Consider the following 18,968-nt stretch of genomic DNA (forward strand, 5'->3'; position numbering starts at 1 on the left):
CGGCCACCGCGGAGACGGCGCCGGCGCCGTCGGACAGCGCCCTGGCCGCTCCGCCCGCGAGCGCGTCGGCCGCGCCCGCGGGCAGCGCTTCGGCCGCGCCCGCGACGAGCGCCAGCGCCGCGCCGACGGCGGAAGCCCCGCCGGCGAAGGATCCGGCGACGCTGCCGGCGACGCGCGGGATCCTGACCGTGACGTCGAACAAGCAGTCGCTCGTGTTCCTGACCGGCAAGCTGGTCGGTAACACCGGCGAGGCGCTCGAGGTCGACTGCGGTCCGAAGTTCATCCGGCTCGCCGATCTCGGCGAGACGAACCCGACGAAGGCCAAGTGGCTCACGCCGGGTCAGTCGGCCGTGATCAACTGCCAGAAGGCGAACACCGTCACCATCAACGTGCCGTGAAGGTCGCCGCGAGAGCGGCGCACCATCGAGGAAGCCTCGAGGTCCCCACGCCTCGGGGCTTCTTCGTTTCGAACGCGGGTGGCGCAGAGCCCGAGGTGGAATGGTAGGCTCCGCGCCGCATGGACGTGCAGCAAGATGGGCAAGCGGCCGAGGCGCAGGGCGACGCCCCGGAGACGAACGAGACGAACGAGACGAGCGCGCCGAGCGCGCCGCGAGCGACGCCGGCGACGGACGGGGCGAGCGGCCCCTTCCCCACGCAAAGCCCGCTCGATGGATCCGCCCTGCCGGCCGTGACGGCCACGTCGCCGAGCGAGGTCCCGGCGCTCGCGCGCAAGGCGCGCGAGGCGCAAAAGGCGTGGGCCGCGAAGACGGCGCGCGAGCGGGCGAGCGTGATCGCGCCCGTGAAGCAGCGCATCCTCGCGCGCGCCGAGGAGATCGCGAACCTCGTGCATCGCGAGTGCGGCAAGCCCGTCGAGGAGGCGGCGCTCGCGGAGGTGCTGCCGAACGCGGACCTCGTCGAGTACTGGACCGACGCGATCGAAGAGTTGCTCGAAGGCACGACGGTCGAGTTCGATCCGCTCGCGTATCCCGGCAAGCTCGGCCGGATCCACAAGGCGCCGCGTGGGCTCGTCGGGCTCATCACGCCATGGAATTACCCCGTGGCGATCCCGCTGCGGACGATCGTGCCGGCGCTGCTCGCGGGCAACGCGGTGCTGTTCAAGCCGAGCGAGATCACGCCGCGGGCCGGCGCGCTCGTGGCATCGCTGTTCGAAGGGCTCCTGCCGGACGGGCTGCTCGCGCTCGTGCAGGGCGGTGGGGACGTGGGCGCGGCGGTCGTCGACGAAGCGGACATCGTGGTGTTCACGGGCAGCGTGGCGACGGGCAGGCGCGTGGCGGTGCGCTGCGCGGAGCGGCTGATCCCGTGCTCGCTCGAGCTCGGCGGCAAGGACGCGGCCATCGTGCTCGCGGACGCGCCGATCGAGCGGACGGCGAACGGCATCGTGTGGGGCGCGTTCACGAACGCCGGGCAGAACTGCGCGTCGATCGAGCGCGTGTACGTGGATCGGAAGATCGCGGACAAGCTCGTGCCGCGCCTCGTGGAGCTGACGAAGAAGCTCGAGCCGGGCCGCGACACGGCCGTGCTGACGACGTCGCGGCAATGCGACATCGTGCGGCGTCACCTCGCCGAGGCCGAGGCCGCCGGCGCCGAGGTGCTCGCGGGCGGCGCGCCCGAGGCGGGATCGCTCGCGTTCGCGCCTACGGTCGTGAAGCTCGATCGCGAGGACACGCCGCTGCTCAGGGAAGAGACGTTCGGGCCGATCCTGCCGATCGTGCTCGTGGACGGCGCCGAGGACGCGATCACGCGGGTGAACGCGTCGAGTTTCGGCCTGACGACGAGCGTATGGACGCGGCGCGTGGGCGCGGCGCACGAGCTCGCGCGGCGCCTCAAGACGGGCGTGGTGACGATCAACAACCACGGGTTCACGGCGGCCGTGGCCGCGGCGCCCTGGACGGGCACGGGCGAGAGCGGGTACGGCATCACGAACAGCCCGCACGCCCTCGGCGAGCTCACGCGCCCGCAGTTCGTCCTCGAGGATCGCAACAAGGCCGCGCGCGAGCTCTGGTGGTACCCGTACACGCCGGTGCTGCGCAAGATTGCCTTCGCGATGGCGCGCGCCCGGGGCGGGGCGGGCTTGTTCGGCCGCATCGCCGCGGTCTTCGAGCTCGCCCTCGCCTTGCCGAAGCGCCTGCTCGGAGGATGACCCGTGGAGGACTCTCGCCCGCTGATCCTGCTCTCGAACGACGACGGCTACGCCGCGGAGAACCTGCGCGCGATGCACGCGGCGCTCGCCCCGTACGGCCGCGTGATCGTGTGCGCGCCCGAGGTGAACCAGAGCGCCACGAGCCACTCGCTCAGCCTGCACAGGATCCTACGGCTTCGTAAGGTCTCGGAGGACGTGTTCGCGATCGACGGGACGCCGGCCGACTGCGTGTACGTGGCGATGCACTCGAGCGGCCGGGTCTTGCCGCGGAAGCCCGATCTCGTGGTGTCGGGGATGAACCACGGGCTCAACCTGGGCGTCGACGTGTTCTACTCGGGCACGGTCGCGGCCGCGCGCGAGGCAGCGATGCGCGGGGTGCCGGCAGTCGCAGTGTCAGCCGACGCGAAGGCCGATCGCGCCGCGGCGGCCGCGATCGGAGCGCGGATCGCGATGGAGGCGCTCACGGCCTTCCGGCGTACGCCGACGCCTCGCGCGCCGCTCTTCAACGTGAACGTGCCGCCGGGCGATGCGTGGTCCGTTCGTCCCACGAAGCTCGGCGCGCGGCTCTACACGGAGAGCGTGATCTTCCGGGAGGATCCGCGCGGGCAGGAGTACCTGTGGATCGGCGGCGGCGGGGTGCGGCACGATCACGTGCACGGCTCGGACACCGAGGCCTTCGACGAGGGCGCAGTGGGAGTCACACCGCTCACGCTGGATCTCACCTCGCCGGAGCACCGCGACCTCTGCGTGGCGACGTGCGCGGCCGTTTCCCTCGGAGAACACGAGGGCTAGTCTTCTCCGCGATGACGACCACGTTCGATCCCGACAAGCTGCCCGGGGCGCATGCGCTCGCGTACCTGCAATCGAAGCTGCGGGACGTGCCCGACTTCCCGAAGCCCGGCATCCTGTTCAAGGACATCACGCCGCTGCTCGCAGATCCGCGGGCGCTGCACATCACGATCGATCTGCTCGCAGAGCGGTTCATCGGCGAGCGTATCGACGTCGTGGTGGGCATCGAGTCACGCGGGTTCATCTTCGGCGGCGCCGTCGCGACGCGTCTCAACGCAGGCTTCGTTCCCGTGCGCAAGCTCGGCAAGCTGCCCTGGAAGACGGATCGGCTGACCTACGCGCTCGAATACGGCGAGGCCGAGCTCGAGATGCACATGGACTCGATCCCGAAAGGCGCGCGTGTGCTCGTGGTCGACGACGTACTCGCCACAGGCGGCACCGCGAGCGCAGCAGCCGAGCTCGCCCGCAGGCAAGGCGGGATCGTCGCAGCATTCGCATTCGTCGTGGAGCTCGATTTCCTGGCAGGACGATCGCGCCTCGACAGCGAAAACACGCAGCCGGCCGTGTACTCACTCGTGCACGTCGGCGGCTAGGCCGAGGCCGCCGCGCCGGGGCGCTGCCCTGAAGGCGCCGCCGCGCCGGGGCGCTGCCCCGGACCCCGCGGGGGCTATCCGCCCCTCGACCCGGACCAGGGCAAGCCCTGGACTCGGGATGGAAGAACCGCGCGATGCGCGGTTCTTCCACCGGGCCCGTGAGACAGCGTTGCCAGTTGAAATGGCAGTGCGGCTGTCTCGGTTGGCAGGGCTCATTCCTCGGCCTGTTCGATGAACTGCGCGGAGCGCAGTTCATCGACCCCGGGTCCAGCGCTTGCGCTGGTCCGGGTCCAGGGGCGGACAGCCCCTGGTGGGGCCTGGGGCAACGCCCCAGCGAGGCGCCCCAAGAACAAACGCTACCGCCGCCCGAGCGCCTCGAAGAACCGACCGAGGATTGCGCGACCTTCCACGAGCAGTGGGATCGACGTCCACTCGTTCCGTTGATGCGCTTGCGCGTTCACGCCGGGGCCCCAGTTCACGGCGGGCACGGAGAGCGCGGCGAAGCGCGCCACGTCGGTCCATGCTTGCTTTGCCTCCACGCCGGCCACGCCTGCGTCCTTCAGTGCGACGACGAGTGGGTGTGAGGCGTGTGGGGGTGCGGATGGGGAGAGATCGGTCCACTCGATCTTTGCGCGGCCTGCGACCAGTGCTTCGATCTCGCGTTGTGCTTCGGCGATCGAGGTGTCGGGCGAGAAGCGGTGGTTCAGGTTCAGCGTGAATGCGTCGGGGATGACGTTCCGACCGCGGCCGCCCTCGGCGAGGGTTGCGGACGTGACTGTGCGGTAGATGAGACCATCGAGAACCACCGTGCGCGGCTCGCGCGCGCCGAGCTCGGTGAGGAAGGGGCCGGCCTTGTGGATTGCGTTCTCGCCTTGCCATGGCCGCGCGCTGTGCGCGGTGCGGCCCTCGAACATCAGACGCGCGTGGATCGAGCCTGACGCGCCGAGGCTCAGCTTGTTGTCCGACGGCTCCATGCAGACGGCGAGATCCACGGCCGTCGCCTCGGAATCGTCTGCCAGCACCCGGCCGAGCTCGTTCTCCGCGTAGGGACCTTCTTCACGCGCGTAGAAGATCAACGTGAGATCGGTGCCCGCGAACTCGCGCGCCCCGTGCTCCAGGAGATCGAGCATCAGCGCGAGGCCCGACTTCATGTCCGAGGCGCCGGGGCCGTAGAGCTTGTCACCCTCCACGCGCGGCGGACCATCGTGCGAGGTCCGCACGACGTCGAGATGCCCCGCGAGCGCGACACGTGGCCCGCCTGTGCCTCGCGTGACGGGCACGACGATCGAATCTCCGTGGCGACGCGGCGGCGCGGCGAGCGACGCGCGGGAGACGCGCGCCATGACCGCATCGGCGATCATGCGCTCCTCTCCGATCGGCGAGGGAATGTTGCAGAGCCAAAGAAGCGTCTCGACGAGCCGCGCTTCGCCCCCGCTCATACGGCCACCGCGAAGTCCCGCAGCGCCGCGTTGAGCGACACCTTGCGATCGGTCGACTCGCTCCGCTTTCCGATGATGAGCGCGCAGGGCACGCCGAACTCGCCCGCTGGAAAACGCTTCGGCCGCATGCCGGGGATGACGACGCTGCGCGCCGGGACGCGGCCGCGGTGCTCCACGACCTCGGACCCCGTCACGTCGAGGATCGCCGTCGACGCCGTCAGCACGACGCCCGCGCCGAGTACCGCCTCGCGCTCCACGATCACGCCTTCGACCACGATCACGCGCGACCCGACGAACACCCCGTCCTCGATGATCACGGGCTGCGCGCTCGGCGGCTCGAGCACCCCGCCGATCCCGACGCCGCCTGCGAGGTGGCAATCGCGACCGATCTGCGCGCACGATCCCACGGTCGCCCACGTATCGACCATCGTCCCCGCGCCCACGCGCGCCCCGATGTTCACGTAGCCCGGCATCAGGATCGCCCCCGGCTCGAGGAACGCGCCGTAGCGCACCGTGCCCGGCGGCACCACGCGCACGCCCGCGGCTTCGAGACCACGCTTGAGCGGGATCTTGTCGTGGAACTCCAGCGGCCCCGCCTCCATCACCGACATCTTCTGCACGGCGAAGTAGAGCAGGATGGCCTGCTTCACCCACGCGTGCGTCACCCAGTTGCCCTCGGAGACGGGCTCGGCGACGCGGAGAACGCCACGATCGAGCGCGTCGATCGTCTGCAGCACGGCGCGCTCGTGCTCGGGATCCTTCAGCAGGGAACGATCGGCGAATGTGGCCGAGACGAGCGGCGCGAGGGAGTCGGCGAGGTTCGTCATCCCGGCCGAGATAGCACGGATTTCAGGGCGCCTCGCGCTCGCTCTCCATCGACACGATCCCCGCCGCCACGTCGATCGTGAGCCCGAGCTTCGCGCGACGCGCAGCCACGCGGGCGACCCCGAGCGAACCCGGCACCTCGCCCCGCGCCGTCACGGACAGCACGAGCCGCGTCGCTGCGGCGTTCCGCGGCGCCGGGCTCAAGCGAACGAGCAGCCCACCCCCGGACGAACGCGCCACGCCGAGCCGCGCCGTCACCGTCCCGCGCCGCGAGGCGATCGGCGCGGCGAGCTCCACGAGCCCGCCGAGCACGTGCCGATCCGCCACGAGCCACGAAGGCCGCGGCGCATCCACCGCGATCCGAACCACCCCCTCCTCGGCGGATCGATTCGCGCCGAACCGTTGCTCCAGCACGTCCACGAGATCGAGCTCCGTGCGTGTGGGCGCGACGGACGCGGCGAAGAGCTCCGCGACCGCGAACGCGTCCCGGAGCTCCGCTCCATGCTTGCGCACGGCGGCTTCCAGCGCGAGCCGCCGCCGCGCATCGGAGAGCGAGCCCCCGTCGGAGAGAGCGGACGAGAGAGCAGTGACACACGCGCCTGCGTGTGCGCCGAGGGTACGGGCTTGCTCTTGGGCCTCCTCATCGGAGGAGAACGCCGCGACGAACGCTTGTTCGAGCTCGGAAAGGGACGCGCGGAGCGCCTCGCAGGCCGGGACCATCTCGCTCCTCGCTTGCGCGAGCGCGCGTGGCCCGATGCGGCGCGAGCCGAGCAAATCGGAAAAACCTTCGAGCGCGGCGAGGCCCTCACGGACCGCGCCGCGCGCGATGGCGAGCGGTGTTTCTCCGCGCTCCGATCCGGTCACGCGCGAGGAGAAACCTCGTAGCCGGCGAAGAAGTAGGCGATCTCGCGCGCCGCGGACTCGGGCTTGTCCGAGCCGTGCACCGCGTTCTCGCCGACGCTCGCGGCGTACAGCTTGCGGATCGTGCCCTCGGCGGCGTTCGCGGGGTTCGTCGCGCCGATGACCTCGCGGTACTTCGCGATCGCGTCCTCGCGCTCGAGCGCCATGATGACGATCGGGCTGCGGGACATGAACGTGACGAGCTCGTCGAAGAAGCCGCGTCCACGGTGCTCCGCGTAGAAGCCTTCGGCCTCGGCGCGGCTGAGGTGGACCCGCTTCATCGCGCGAACGATGAAGCCCTCCTGTTCGAGGCGGGCGATGATCGCGCCCGTGTGGTTCTTCTCGACCGCATCGGGCTTGACGATGGAAAGAGTGCGCTCCAGAGCCATGAGGCGCCCCTACTAGAAGAAAGAGGGCGTGCGCGCAAGGAAAGCTCGCGCCGGACTGTCGTTATTGCCTTCGCGGCAGGGCCGCGGGCCCCCATGGCTCGGCTCGCCCACATGCTGGACCGCGCGCCACGCGCCTGTCACACAAGGCTGCTAGAGGTGGGGCCCACGCATGCCGACGAACGTTCTCATCGTCGAGGACGAGCGCGACCTTCAGCGCGTCCTGTCCTACAACTTCAAGCAGGCGGGGTTCGACGTCGTCTCCGCGATGAACGGCGAGACTGCGCTCCGCGCGGTCAAAGAAGAGCCGTTCGACCTCGTGATCCTCGATCTCATGCTCCCCGACATGCCGGGCACCGAGGTGTGCAAGCGCCTCAAGCAGAGCCCGGAGACGGCCAGCATCCCCGTCATCATGGTCACGGCCAAAGGCGAAGAGGTGGACCGCGTGGTCGGCTTCGAGCTCGGCGCCGACGACTACGTGGTCAAACCCTTCTCGGTCCGCGAGCTCATCCTGCGGGCTCGCGCGATCCTGCGCCGCGCCGAGGGCACGCCGACGGACGGCGCGAAGATCGATTTCGGCGTCCTGCGCGTCGATCGCGCCGCGCACCGCGCCTGGGTGAATGGCGAGGAGATCTCCTTCACCGCGCTCGAGTTCAAGCTGCTCGTCGTGCTCTTCGACCGCCGCGGCCGCGTCATGACCCGCGACGTCCTGCTCGACGAGGTCTGGGGCTCGCACGTCGACGTCACGGCCCGCAACGTCGACACGCACGTCAAGCGCGTGCGCGAAAAGCTCGGCCTCGCCGGTGACTACGTCGAGACCGTGCGCGGCGTCGGCTACCGCTTCCGCGCCGAGCCCGGCGAGCTCTCCACGCCCTCGGACGAATGATCGGCCGCCTCGGCATCCGCGCGAAGCTCATCATCGCGTCGGTCGTCCTCATGCTCGTCGCGGGCTTCGCGATCGAGCGCTTCGGCACCCGCTCGCTCGAAGCGCTCATGATCGAGCGCACGATGGTGCAGCTCACGGGCGAGCTTCGCCTCTGCGAGGACATCGTCCGCCGCCGCTGCGAGGCCGCCCCGTGCGCCGAGGGCGCCACGCTCGACGCGCTCGCCGACGAGCTCGGCGCGCTCTCCGGCGGACGCGTCACGCTCATCGTCCCGGGCGGCGCCGTGCTCGGCGACTCCGAGCTCACGCCGGACGAAGTCTCGCGGACCGAGAACCACGCCTCGCGTGAGGAGATCGCTTCCGCGCTCGCGACCGGCACGGGCAGCGCGTTCCGCTACAGCGGCACCCTCGGCCAGCGCATGATCTACGCCGCGCGCCGCTACCCGAGGCCCGAGCATGGCGTCTCCGTCGTGCGCATCGCCGTACCGCTCACGGGCGTCGACGCCGCCATCGGGAGCGCGCGCCTCTTCTTGCTCGTGGGCATCGCCGTCGCGATCGCCGCGGCCGTGGCGATGAGCGCGTTCGGCACGTACCTGCTCACGCGCCCCGTCCGCAGCTTGACCGAGGCCGCGCTGGCGATGGCCGGCGGCAACCTCGCGATCCACGCGCCCGCGCAGGGCACCGACGAGACCGCGCAGCTCGGCCGCGCCTTGAACCGCCTCTCGAGCGAGCTCCTCGCGGCGATCGAAGAGCTCCGCGACGAGCGTGATCTCCTCGCCTCGATCCTCGACGGCATGAACGAGGGCGTGCTCGTCACCGACGGCGACGCGCGGATCGTCCTCGCGAACCGCGCGCTGCGCGGCATGACACTCGTCGGCGAAGGCACGATCGGCAAGAGCGTGATCGAGGTCATCCGCAACGCCTCGCTCCAGGAGGCGCTCGATCGCGCCGCCGCGAGCAGCGAGGCCGTCGTGCGCGAGGTCGAGCTCTCGGGCTTGCTCCCGCGCAAGCTCCTCGTGCGCGTCTCCAAGCTCCCGAGCCGCAAGGATCGTGATCGTCAGACCACCAACGATCGCGGCCTCATCGCCGTCTTCCACGACGTCACGGACCTCCGGCGCCTGGAGACGATCCGCACCGACTTCGTGGCGAACGTCTCGCACGAGCTCCGCACCCCGGTCACGGCCATCAGCACCGCGGCCGAGACCCTCCTCGCCGGCGCGCTCGCCGAGCCCGAGGAAGCCGCCGAGTTCGTCGACGTCATCGATCGTCACGCCAAGCGCCTGCGGCAGCTCGTCGACGACTTGCTCGATCTCTCGAAGATCGAGAGCAAGAACTACCGCTTGAAGCTCGTCGAGCAGGACGTGACTCCCGCCGTCACGCACGTCGCGCGGCTGCTCGACGAGGCTGCGCGGCGCCGCAAGGTCGAGCTTCGCATCGAGCGGCCCGAGGGCCCGCTGCCCGCGCGCATCGATCGCCGCGCCATGGAGCAGGTCCTCATGAACCTGTGCGACAACGCCACGAAGTACGCCGGCGAGGGCGCGCACGTCGTCGTCGCTGCGCGCCCGAAGGCCGGCGGCGGCGTCGAGATCAGCGTCAAGGACGACGGCCCCGGCATCCCGCCGGCGCACCTCGGCCGCATTTTCGAGCGCTTCTACCGCGTCGACGCGGGCCGCTCGCGCGACCTCGGAGGCACGGGCCTCGGCCTCAGTATCGTCAAGCACCTCGTGGAGCTGATGAACGGCACGATCGACGTCGAGAGCCAGCTCGGAAAAGGCTCGACGTTCACCGTGCGGCTCCCGCCCACGGGTGAACGGGCGTCGCGCGACCGCATCTAGCTTTCACGCAGAACAAAAAGCATCCGTTCGGGCTTTTGCTGCGCCCCCCGGCTCTGGCACATTTCGATCATGCTGAGCCGTAGAAGCTTCCTTCGCGCAACCGTCGTCACCGTCGGCGCCGCCTTCGTTCCTGGATGCGGCGGCGATGACTCGAACCCCGCGGGCAATCGCGAGCTCGTGGACGGGAAGGCATATTTCCCGCAATCCGTCGCCTCGGGGGATCCGCGCCCCGAGAGCGTCGTCGTCTGGACGCGCGTCGTCGACGGCGAAAAGGCGGGCTGGGACCTCGACATCGAGCTCGAGGTCGCGCTCGACGCCGCATTCACGAAGCCCGTCTCCGGGCCCACCAAGCTCCGCGCCCTCGCCGCCTACGACAACTGCGTCAAGGCGCGCATCGTCGGCGACCCCGGCAAGACCTACTACTATCGATTCGTCTACGAGCGCGGCGGGATCCATTACGTCTCCCGCGTCGGCCGCACGAAGACGGCGCCCGCGGAGGACGCGGACGTGCCGGTGCGCTTCGCCTTCGTCTCCTGCCAGGACTTTGTCGGACGGTATTACAACACCCTCCTCGCGCTGGGGAACGAGGAGCTCGATTTCGTGGTGCACCTCGGCGATTACATTTACGAGACCACGGGCGACCCCTCGTTCCAGACGCCGGACGACGCGCGCAAGGTCGTCTTCCACGACCCCGCCTCGGCGATCGAGCTCGGGGCGAACGGCGAAGAGAAATTCTACGCGGCGAAATCGCTCGACAACTACCGCGATCTCTACCGCACCTATCGCTCCGACCCTGCGCTCCAGGCCATTCACGAAAAGTTCCCGATGATCCCGACCTGGGACGATCACGAGTTCTCGAACGACTGCTGGGGCGCGAACGGCAATTACCTGAGCGGCCGCGCGAGCGAGCTCGACGTCGCGCGCCGGAAGGCCGCGAACCAGGCCTGGTTCGAGTACCAGCCCGTCGATTATGCCGACGACCCCGACTTCAAGTACGACCCGGCCGCCGATTACCCGAACGACATCCGCATCTATCGTGATTTCACGTTCGGCAAGCACATCCACCTGGTCGTGACCGACCTCCGGAGCTACCGGCCCGATCACCTGATCGCCGAGGACGCCTTCCCCGGCGCGGTCATCTTCGACCAGGCCACGCTCACGGCCTCGCCCGGCGGCTTGCCCGGCCCCACGATCGCCACGCCCTACGTCGACATCGAGACGTACGCGGGCGGCCTTTACAAGGACGTCCTCTCGCAAGCCGCAATGGCCGCGGAGTACGACGCCACGAAGGTCACGGGCAACGTGAGCGTCGATTACATCAACGCCGTCGTCGCGCAGATCAACGGCGGCGCGAATCCGCCCGAGCCGCCCATCCCGACCATCGACCCGACGGGCCTATCGCGGGGCCTCTCGTATTTCGACCTCAACAAGGTCAGCTTCTACGCGCAGATCGGCACGCGTTATTTCGTCCACAAGGACGCGTTCGACGTCTTCAGCACGCTCCGCTACGCCGCGGATCCCAAGACCCAGGACGTCATGGGCGAGGCGCAGGAGGCCTGGTTCCTCGAGACGCTCACGGGCTCCACGAAGACGTGGAAGGTATGGGCGAACGAGTTCAACATCGTCCCGGTCCAGGTCGATCTGCGGCAGGTCGTGGGCATTCCGGCGAACGTGCAGCGCCGCTTCTACATGGGCGTCGAGGGCTGGGACGGTTTCCGCGACAAACGCAACGAGCTGCTCGGCAAGATCGGCGGGCTCGGCAACGTCGTCGCATTGACCGGCGATTTGCACACGTTCATGGTCGGCACGCCCTGGGCCGAGCAGGATCCCGCGAAAAAGATCGTCGAATTCATGACGGGCGCCGTCTCCTCGACGCCCTTCCGCGACGAGCTGAGCTCGCAGGTGAAGTCCGATCCGGTCCTGAGCCAGATCCCCGCGGCCCCGCTGCTCGCGCTCCAGATCGACGACCTCGTGCTCGACACCGAGACGAAGGTGAACCCGCACCTCGCCCATTCGGAGAGCAACACGCACGGTTATGCAATCGCCGAGGTGAGCGCCGAGGAGATCGTCGTGACCCTGCACTCGGTCTCCGGGAAGGAAGTCACCACGAGTTACGCCGGCAAGGCGGCCGATTTCGTGGCCAAGATGCAAAAGGCGCGCTTCAAGACGGTGGCTGGAGGGAATGACCTCTTCAAGGAGATCGACGGCGCGTGGAAGCGCTGGGATCCGGAAACGCTCATGTGGACCTGATCCCGCTCCCGTCAGCCGCCGCCGCTGACCCCGGACCCGGCCTCGAAGCACGCCGACTCGACGCTCGCGTGCCAGGGGTGCTCCGGCCGGAGCTTCTCGCATCGTTCGCGCGTGGGGAAGCAGAAGTACGATCGGTACGACTGCCATGCTCCCAGGTTCGAGTAATCCTTCTTCATCGCGTAACAGTGGACCCGAGGGGCCGCTGAGCAAGTCCCGATCTCTTCCGGGCGGCCCCCCCGAAAGCGGACCTCGTCCATCAGCTCCTCGCGGCCGGAGGCGCAGGCCTTCTCGCTCGGGTAGCACTCGTTGGGGCTCAGCTCCTTGGGGTCGGACGGCCCGGCGAGGCAGTGCCACGGCCCTGTGTGCGTGCTCGGATGCGGCTTGTCTTTGGGCCGGCACGAGACGGACGCGTCCAGCCAGTCCGGGGGGTCGGACATCGACGACCAGATGTTGACCTTCAGCGCCGGCCATTCCCCCGCGGCTCGCTTGATCTCCGCCCTGGCCTGCGTCGCGGACGGAGCCCGCAAGAGGAGCCGGAAGCGCGCGCTCTCCTCCTCCCGCGGCGCGGACGCGGTCGCCGTGCGCGCCTCTCCGCTGCCCACGGTGAGCAGCTCGACCTCGTCGCGGCCCCAGCGGCCCCAGAGAGCTCTGGCCAGGTTGTCCCACCCGTTCCCCTCATGACGCACGGTGGACACCTCCCCATCGTGACGCACCACCAGGCAGGTGCCGCCCGGCTCGCTGATGCAGCCATGAACAGGCCGTCCGGCTGAGATCCGGCGAGCCAGCCCGGCACGCGCACGCGCCTCGCAGGAGGCTGCATCGTCGCCCTCGCGGCAACGGCTGCTGGCTTTGGAGCCGTGCCAGTGCCGCAGGAGGACGGTGTCGCCCTGGAGGCTCTCCCAGAAGCCGCGCACCGTCTGATCATTGCAGTCCGCCACCGAGCGCGGGCTCGGCGTCGCGCAGGCGCACAGCGCGAGAACCATGGTGAACGGAGCGGCACGGGCGCCGATGGGGCTCATGCAGCCTTCCCGATCCGCCAGGCATCACGCATCTGCCAGCCAACGAAAGCACCTCCGCGCAGTGGCGTCAAAGGCCTCGGTGTGCTGGCGTCTCACGGGATGTCATGGGGTCTGCCGCGATATCTGTCCTCGGAGATGAGCCCGGACACGCGGCCTCCTCGGTCGACGCCGCGTGTTCCGCCGCCGGACAGGTGACATCGCCGGGCGAGGGCGCGTGGGAGGACGCCCGAAAGGCGACGCTCGCCCGGATGCGGGTCGGTCCTGGGGCGGAACACGGTCCGTCGACGGTCGACGGCCCGTGTTCGGCAGCTCGACAAGCTCGGTCCACAGCCCCTCAGCGAACTTCGCGGCGTGAACTTCCTCCGGGAACGCGCGATGGCCACTGTTTCCCTGCAAGGCGTCTCCCGGGCAGGGCGGCGCCTCCTGTTTGGGCACGCTCCGAGCATCCGTCGCCGCGGAGACTTGTCCTCCCGGGGGGAAACATGCGCGGGGGAGACCACTCCGTGCATGTCGCGCGCATGAGAGCGCTGGCCCCAGCAGATCTGCTTCTATGCCGTCGAAGTTTGCACGCCTGGACGTGACAGGAGACGGCTCGGATGGTTTGTTTGGGCTGGAACGACGAGCTCGGGGGTGCGCTCATGGACGGCGGCATTCATGCTCTGAAAGGCTTCATCTACCAGGCGACCGTCATCCTCGACGTGCTCCTGCCGCACTTCGCGGCACACCCGGGTGCGCGGGCGCGCCCCGAGGGGGCGGACGATCTGGTGCTCGAGTGGAGCGAGAACGGCCGCCAGCGATGCGAGTACATCCAGATCAAGAAGCCGAGCGAGGACGACAGCGGCCACCTCAAGCTCGAGCCCTGGAACCTCAGGAAGGTCACGCAGACGCTGCTACCAGACGCGATCGTGCATCTGCGCGGCAACGAGCACGTGCAGCGCTGGATCTTGGGAGACGACGTCGAGCCCGAGGTACGGGCGCTCGTGGACGCAGGGCTCGATGCACCGACCCTCGCGCTGCACGCGTACCTCCACACGGTCCATCTCCTTGCGCGCGAGGACTCCAGCGTGACGGCGGAGCTTTCGCCGAAGGGCCGACAATCCGTCGGCCAGTGGCGGTTTGATCCAGAGCCCGGCGCCACTCCGGAGGACGCGCTCGGGAAGATGGTAGCGGCCTTCGGCGCACGCGTGGGCCCGCTCGGTGCGACAGCGGAGAAAATCCAGCGCTACGAGGAACTCGTCCGCGAGCATCACCGCGACCTCCCCGAGTTGCTCTCTCGGATCCGCACACGGAGCACGTTCGGGCGTGACGACGAGGTGCGCGCTCGCGTGTGTGTTGAGCTCGCGCAGACCTATCCGATCTCCCGGGAGCGCATCGTCGACACGGTCTTCGGCAACATGCGGATGTTCGTCGACGATGTGGCCGTGCGCCGCGGGACCTGGATCGACCGTGACGCACTCGATGCGCTGGTGGCGCGGGTGTGGCCGGAGATGATGCCCCTGCGCGAACCGCCGCCGTTGCCGGTTCCGTACATCGAGCGGCAAGAGCTGGTCGACAAGATCCTGAGCGCGATGCCTTGCCGGGCGCTGGAGGTCGTGGGCGTGGCGGGCTCGGGAAAGACGAGCCTGGCGCGGGCCGTGTACGATCACGTGAAGCGCTCGGCCGCGGACGTGGACGTGGTTTATGCCGAGGTGCGACGGGATCGAACGCTGCGTGAAGTGCTCACGGGGTTATCGTTTCACCTGCGAAAGCGCGGGGGGGCGGGCCCGCGAGATGCGGCGATGCGATCGGGCATCACCGAGGAAGAGCGCGTGCGCGAGGTCGCGCGCGCTCTCGGCGAAGTTCAAGAAAATACGTTGGTCCTCGTGGACCTGGCGCAAGGCGACTGTGACGATGAGTTCGCGCGGCTCCTCTCGATTTTCTTGCAGGCCGGGCCGCTGGAACGCTGCACGTTCGTGATCTTCGGACAGGAGAGCGCGCTGCGAGGTCTCACCTCGCTCGAGCGAGAGCTGGCCGGCATCCCGGTGAGGATCGAGCAGATCGGGTTCCAGTTCGAAGAGTTCGCGAAGCTGGTGGACCACTTCCACGGGAACATGGCCCGCGAGCGGCTGTGGAACGTGTACCAGCGCGCAGCCGCTGGGCGCGTGGCTGGCCTCTTCGCGCGGCTCGCGTACGACCTCGCGCGGGCGACCTCGATCGAGAGCATGGAGCGGATCGTCGCAGCGCCACCGGAGCAGATGGTCCCGCGTGCGCAGCGAGAGCGCATCGATCGCCTCGCGCCCGCGCTACGCCCCGCGGCCGACAAGCTCGCCTGCCTGTTCCTGCCGTTTCGCCCGACGGAGGCGATGGACGTCTTTCCGGAGGATCGAATCAAGGCCGCGATCGACAAGCTCCTCGACCTCGGGCTGCTGCATCATCACGACGCCGAGCGGCTGGAGATGCACGAGACGGTGCGTCGCAGCGTAGAGGACGACATGCCGGTGACGCGCCGCCGGGAGGCCCATGGAGCGCTGGCGGCCTGGTATGGGCAACAGGGGAAGCAGCTGGCGGAGATTCACCATCTGGACTGCGCCGGGCGGCAGGAGGAGGCGCACCGCAAGGCACGCGAGGCGTTCCTAGCGGGACAGCACGCGTATGCGCTGATGGACTACGTGGCCGAGCGCCGGCTCGTCACGGGCGCGGAGCTTGCGGACGCGCTGCTTCAGGGGACGCTGCCGGAGCATGCGTACCTGATCCCGCGTCTCCTGCGGCGCTTGGGAGACGCAGGCACGGGAGAGATGCTGATGGCCGGGCTTCGTGCGCAGGCGGGCCGGTTCGATACGGAGTATCAGTGGGCGTGGTGGATGGTGGAGTCCATCCTGGCCTGCGATCCGGGGCGTCTGCACGACCTTACGGTTTTCGGTCTCAAGGCACCGCGAAGAGAAGACGGGCGCCCGTCAACCCGGCGATTCAAGTACATCACGCAAGGCGCGCAGCGGGGCGAGGCGCGGGTCGATGCGCGAATGCTTGCGATCTTCGATGCACAGGACGACGTGATGAAATGGGAGTTGCTTGAACTCCTGGTGCTCGATCCGCGGCGAGAGGTGCTGCAGAAGGTGCTCCCGTTCGTAGAGACGCATAAGCGCCCGCGGGAGGACCGGGGGAGCTATGTGGCCAGGAAGGGGCCGCCAATTTTACTGCCGCTACGCAACCGGGAGGAGATTATTGCGTTTTTGGGAGCGATTCCCCTACCGGATACGAACGCCATGCTGGCCGCTCGTTCTCCGTTACTTGGAAGCTTAGCCGCGCTCGTTTGGGCGCGACGTGGCGACCTACGGAAAGCATGTGTCGAAGTCCTCGAAGGTGATCAGGACGATGACATCACCAAGGAAAATGCTTTACGCGTCCTGACATTTCTGGCTGAACCACGCGTCGCCGAATTCGCAGATCGGTATAGAGACCACACCTCACGGATTCGATTTGCAATCCAGTTCATAGCCGCTGCATGTCCCTTCTTCTTCGACTCGAAGGTCTTCGAGCATCGCTTCCTCGACGTGCGCTGTGATGTAGAAAAGCGAGAATTGGCCCTTGCGGTTCTTCGGTGGCTTGACGTCGACTCGGGGCGTCTTTTGCAGTGTGTCCTGGAATCGGAGCCGCACCTCGGCGATTTTTGGAAGTTCAGATTCCTAATGGAATGTGTCTTTCGACCATTCGAGGAAGCTGTACCTCTGCTCGAAGAGGCGCTGAATAACTGCATGGACGAGCGTCGCTCGATGCTCTTTGCTCCGCTCGTCATGCGGCTCGGTGAGCTTCCCGGCGAACCAGCCATGAGCATGCTACTCCGTGCGCTCGCGCATCCATCTGCTCACGTGCGGAGCTTCGCGTGCATGGCACTTCAGGCCCGTCGCTCAAGGCGGGCGGCGGCACCGCTGAAGACGATGCTCGAGAAGGAGAAGAATTCGACGATTCTTCAGTCCGGAATGGTGGCCCTCGTCGCGAGCAGCCCTGCCACCCTGGATGACGCGTCCTCCTGGCCGCACTCCCAGAACGCCTCTCTCTGGCGCTGCATCTTGGCGGGACGCTTGCGTGCCGAGTCCGAGGCCTCTCTGCTGGTCGCCGCTGCGACCGAGCCTGGCAACCCCTGGCAGCTCCGTCGCGCCGCCATTCTTGCCGCAAATCAACTGCCGTTCGACCTGGCGCTCGCGCACATCGTCGAACCTGTGATGCGCGAGCGGTCGCCCTTCACGATGGACAAGAGCCACGCACTGCTCGGACATCACGCCCTGTGCGCCATCTTGGAGCTCGAACCTGACCAAGAGCAGTTACGAATTCTCACAGCCTTCGGAGCCGCAAGAGTCTGGAGCGTATGGTTCGACCAGTTCGTCGAGGACGCCTTGTCCCGTCATGGGACACCTGACGGTACGTCGACCGCGCAATGGGCAGTGGACAGGCTGCTCCGTCGGAACGCCCCTCCTAAGCCTGAGGCTCTTCAGCGCTTGATCGACGAGTTGCATGTCCCCATCCTCCATGCTGCCGTGCTTCGCGGACTCCGGCTGAACGGGCGCTACGAGCGCATCGAGGAGATCATTCGTGCCGCGGACACCGAGTGGCTCCTTGTACGGGCTTGCAGCGAGTATGCAAAGGGACATGTCGTCACGGACGATATTACCGAGCGGCTACGAACCCTCATCGCCCAGAGCCGCTTTCCCGACAGCCCCTTCGCGGCCAACGCGGTGAAGAACTTCCAGAAGCGCGCGGATCGCCCGATCGTGCTCCCCCGAGACGCGCCTAAGCCGCTGCCTACCACGCTGACCGCTGCGGATGTGGTGACGACGCTCGGCACCGGCAAACTCTCGGGCGATCCGCCCTTCGTTCTATCGTGTCAGGATGCGACCGAGCTGCAGCATCTCGTCAATTTGCTCGATCCCATAAACGATTACATCACGGAGAGTGTATCCGTCGAGCCAGACATTTCTTTCGTCGCTGGTGCAGTTACGGTAGGCGGCGTCGAGCACCGCCGGCGCGACAATCATGCCCAGCTTCGATCGAGCTTACGGCCCGCCGTCGCAGCAGCCAATCGCTTCGATGTCGCCATTCCCTGGCACGCGCGCCTCCTTTCGGAGGGCGGCCAGTACCTCACGTCATTCCTGGAGCACCTCGGGGCAGCAGGCGACCCCGATCGTTTCTACCGGGAACTTGCCGAGCACGGGGACGTGATCATCCCCCAGTTCGACGATTCTTTTCGGATCGATCCGATCCGGAAGCTCGTGGACACCCGCCTCGTTCCCTACCTGAGCCGCTACGCCAGCGTGGGTACGGACGGCTTGCTCGAGTGCTTGTGTTCCCTGGCGGGGCGGATCGACGATCCTGTAATCGATCCCGTGCTCGGGGTGCTGTTCCAGCGCTGGCACGGCCGCTTCGATCGGAAGAGCAAGCATCCCCAGCACGACGATAACATCCCACTCTGGCGCGCCTTCGGGAGCCTGCGCGCGCACCCGCGCTTTCGGCAGATACGCGACTACGACCTCAGGCTCATGGAGTTGCTCCTCATTCCGATGCGATGGTTCAACAAGGATGACCTTGTGCGCATCTTGCTCGACTGTCCCCGCAGTTACGCCCGGCTGGAGACCATGCTCTTCAAATCCGCCTCCTTCGAGCACTGGTATGAAGACGAAGTCGACCGCCTCGACGCCGCAGCCGACGCCCTCTTCACACAGGTACAGGACGTCTAACCCGCCCAGTCCGCGCCCCCTGCTTCTGGGCTTAAAGGCTGCGCGCCTCTCGCGCCCCAACGCCGGCGAGCCTTGTTCGGCCTCGTGCCTGACGCCCCGCGCCGGGGACGTGGCGTGTCGAGATCGCCTGCGGATCGAACGCAGTCCTCGAATACGTCTTCCGTTGCCACGATGCTCTCC

General features: G+C 68.1%; 12 protein-coding genes and 1 pseudogene. 8 read left to right on the top strand and 5 right to left on the bottom strand.

What is annotated here, in order from left to right; translation table 11 throughout:
• From QHF83_RS33875 to QHF83_RS33890, 4 genes and pseudogenes are all read left to right on the top strand, one after another.
• Nucleotides 1–398 (top strand): annotated as a pseudogene (locus QHF83_RS33875) (hypothetical protein); the annotation flags it as partial.
• Between the two features lie 119 nt (nt 399–517).
• Nucleotides 518–2,161 carry an aldehyde dehydrogenase family protein gene (locus QHF83_RS33880; RefSeq protein WP_282422156.1) on the top strand — a complete coding sequence of 548 codons (1,644 nt, stop codon included), beginning with the start codon at nt 518–520 and terminating at the stop codon, nt 2,159–2,161.
• 3 nt (nt 2,162–2,164) lie between these two features.
• Nucleotides 2,165–2,953 (top strand): 5'/3'-nucleotidase SurE, encoded by a 789-nt coding sequence (gene surE / locus QHF83_RS33885; protein ID WP_282422157.1) that lies wholly within the window; start codon nt 2,165–2,167, stop codon nt 2,951–2,953.
• 11 nt (nt 2,954–2,964) lie between these two features.
• Nucleotides 2,965–3,543 carry an adenine phosphoribosyltransferase gene (locus tag QHF83_RS33890; protein ID WP_282422158.1) on the top strand — a complete coding sequence of 193 codons (579 nt, stop codon included), beginning with the start codon at nt 2,965–2,967 and terminating at the stop codon, nt 3,541–3,543.
• Nucleotides 3,544–3,899: 356 nt separating this feature from the next.
• On the opposite strand, the gene dapE is transcribed toward QHF83_RS33890, so the two are convergent.
• Genes dapE through ndk form a run of 4 tightly spaced genes read right to left on the bottom strand, consistent with a single transcriptional unit; the run spans nt 3,900 to nt 7,096 of the window.
• Complete coding sequence (dapE, locus tag QHF83_RS33895; RefSeq protein ID WP_282422159.1) at nt 3,900–4,982, bottom strand: succinyl-diaminopimelate desuccinylase; 1,083 nt, start codon at nt 4,980–4,982, stop codon at nt 3,900–3,902.
• Entirely contained in the window at nt 4,979–5,809 is an 831-nt protein-coding gene (locus QHF83_RS33900; RefSeq protein ID WP_282422160.1) for a 2,3,4,5-tetrahydropyridine-2,6-dicarboxylate N-succinyltransferase, read from the bottom strand. The genes dapE and QHF83_RS33900 overlap by 4 nt, the downstream gene beginning before the upstream one ends.
• A 22-nt stretch (nt 5,810–5,831) precedes the next feature.
• Entirely contained in the window at nt 5,832–6,671 is an 840-nt protein-coding gene (locus QHF83_RS33905; RefSeq protein ID WP_282422161.1) for a hypothetical protein, read from the bottom strand.
• Complete coding sequence (ndk, locus tag QHF83_RS33910) at nt 6,668–7,096, bottom strand: nucleoside-diphosphate kinase (RefSeq protein WP_272427217.1); 429 nt, start codon at nt 7,094–7,096, stop codon at nt 6,668–6,670. Before ndk ends, QHF83_RS33905 begins: the two co-directional genes overlap by 4 nt.
• A gap of 169 nt (nt 7,097–7,265) precedes the next feature.
• Here ndk and QHF83_RS33915 point away from each other — a divergent pair, with 169 nt between their 5' ends.
• The 3 genes from QHF83_RS33915 to QHF83_RS33925 all read left to right on the top strand — a co-directional run bounded on the left by QHF83_RS33915 (nt 7,266) and on the right by QHF83_RS33925 (nt 12,061).
• The gene (locus tag QHF83_RS33915) at nt 7,266–7,979 is read left to right on the top strand and encodes a response regulator (RefSeq protein WP_282422162.1); all 714 of its coding nucleotides are present in this window, start codon (nt 7,266–7,268) and stop codon (nt 7,977–7,979) included.
• Nucleotides 7,976–9,811 (top strand): ATP-binding protein, encoded by a 1,836-nt coding sequence (locus tag QHF83_RS33920; RefSeq protein ID WP_282422163.1) that lies wholly within the window; start codon nt 7,976–7,978, stop codon nt 9,809–9,811. The genes QHF83_RS33915 and QHF83_RS33920 overlap by 4 nt, the downstream gene beginning before the upstream one ends.
• A gap of 69 nt (nt 9,812–9,880) precedes the next feature.
• Entirely contained in the window at nt 9,881–12,061 is a 2,181-nt protein-coding gene (locus QHF83_RS33925; protein ID WP_282422164.1) for an alkaline phosphatase D family protein, read from the top strand.
• A gap of 11 nt (nt 12,062–12,072) precedes the next feature.
• Here QHF83_RS33925 and QHF83_RS33930 read toward each other — a convergent pair whose 3' ends face one another.
• The gene (locus tag QHF83_RS33930) at nt 12,073–13,044 is read right to left on the bottom strand and encodes a hypothetical protein (RefSeq protein ID WP_282422165.1); all 972 of its coding nucleotides are present in this window, start codon (nt 13,042–13,044) and stop codon (nt 12,073–12,075) included.
• Between the two features lie 674 nt (nt 13,045–13,718).
• Here QHF83_RS33930 and QHF83_RS33935 point away from each other — a divergent pair.
• Nucleotides 13,719–18,788 (top strand): AAA family ATPase, encoded by a 5,070-nt coding sequence (locus QHF83_RS33935; RefSeq protein ID WP_282422166.1) that lies wholly within the window; start codon nt 13,719–13,721, stop codon nt 18,786–18,788.
• Nucleotides 18,789–18,968: the final 180 nt, after the last annotated feature.

The sequence above is a fragment of the Polyangium sp. 15x6 genome (genome assembly GCF_029960785.1).
Lineage (GTDB): Bacteria > Myxococcota_A > Polyangia > Polyangiales > Polyangiaceae > Polyangium.

What these genes read in the sequence shown, in the direction of transcription:
- QHF83_RS33880 (WP_282422156.1), top strand. Translation starts at nt 518, where the DNA reads ATGGACGTGCAGCAAGATGGGCAAGCGGCCGAGGCGCAGGGCGACGCC.
- QHF83_RS33890 (WP_282422158.1), top strand. Translation starts at nt 2,965, where the DNA reads ATGACGACCACGTTCGATCCCGACAAGCTGCCCGGGGCGCATGCGCTC.
- dapE (WP_282422159.1), bottom strand. Translation starts at nt 4,982, where the DNA reads ATGAGCGGGGGCGAAGCGCGGCTCGTCGAGACGCTTCTTTGGCTCTGC.
- QHF83_RS33900 (WP_282422160.1), bottom strand. Translation starts at nt 5,809, where the DNA reads ATGACGAACCTCGCCGACTCCCTCGCGCCGCTCGTCTCGGCCACATTC.
- ndk (WP_272427217.1), bottom strand. Translation starts at nt 7,096, where the DNA reads ATGGCTCTGGAGCGCACTCTTTCCATCGTCAAGCCCGATGCGGTCGAG.
- QHF83_RS33915 (WP_282422162.1), top strand. Translation starts at nt 7,266, where the DNA reads ATGCCGACGAACGTTCTCATCGTCGAGGACGAGCGCGACCTTCAGCGC.
- QHF83_RS33920 (WP_282422163.1), top strand. Translation starts at nt 7,976, where the DNA reads ATGATCGGCCGCCTCGGCATCCGCGCGAAGCTCATCATCGCGTCGGTC.
- QHF83_RS33925 (WP_282422164.1), top strand. Translation starts at nt 9,881, where the DNA reads ATGCTGAGCCGTAGAAGCTTCCTTCGCGCAACCGTCGTCACCGTCGGC.
- QHF83_RS33930 (WP_282422165.1), bottom strand. Translation starts at nt 13,044, where the DNA reads ATGGTTCTCGCGCTGTGCGCCTGCGCGACGCCGAGCCCGCGCTCGGTG.
- QHF83_RS33935 (WP_282422166.1), top strand. Translation starts at nt 13,719, where the DNA reads ATGGACGGCGGCATTCATGCTCTGAAAGGCTTCATCTACCAGGCGACC.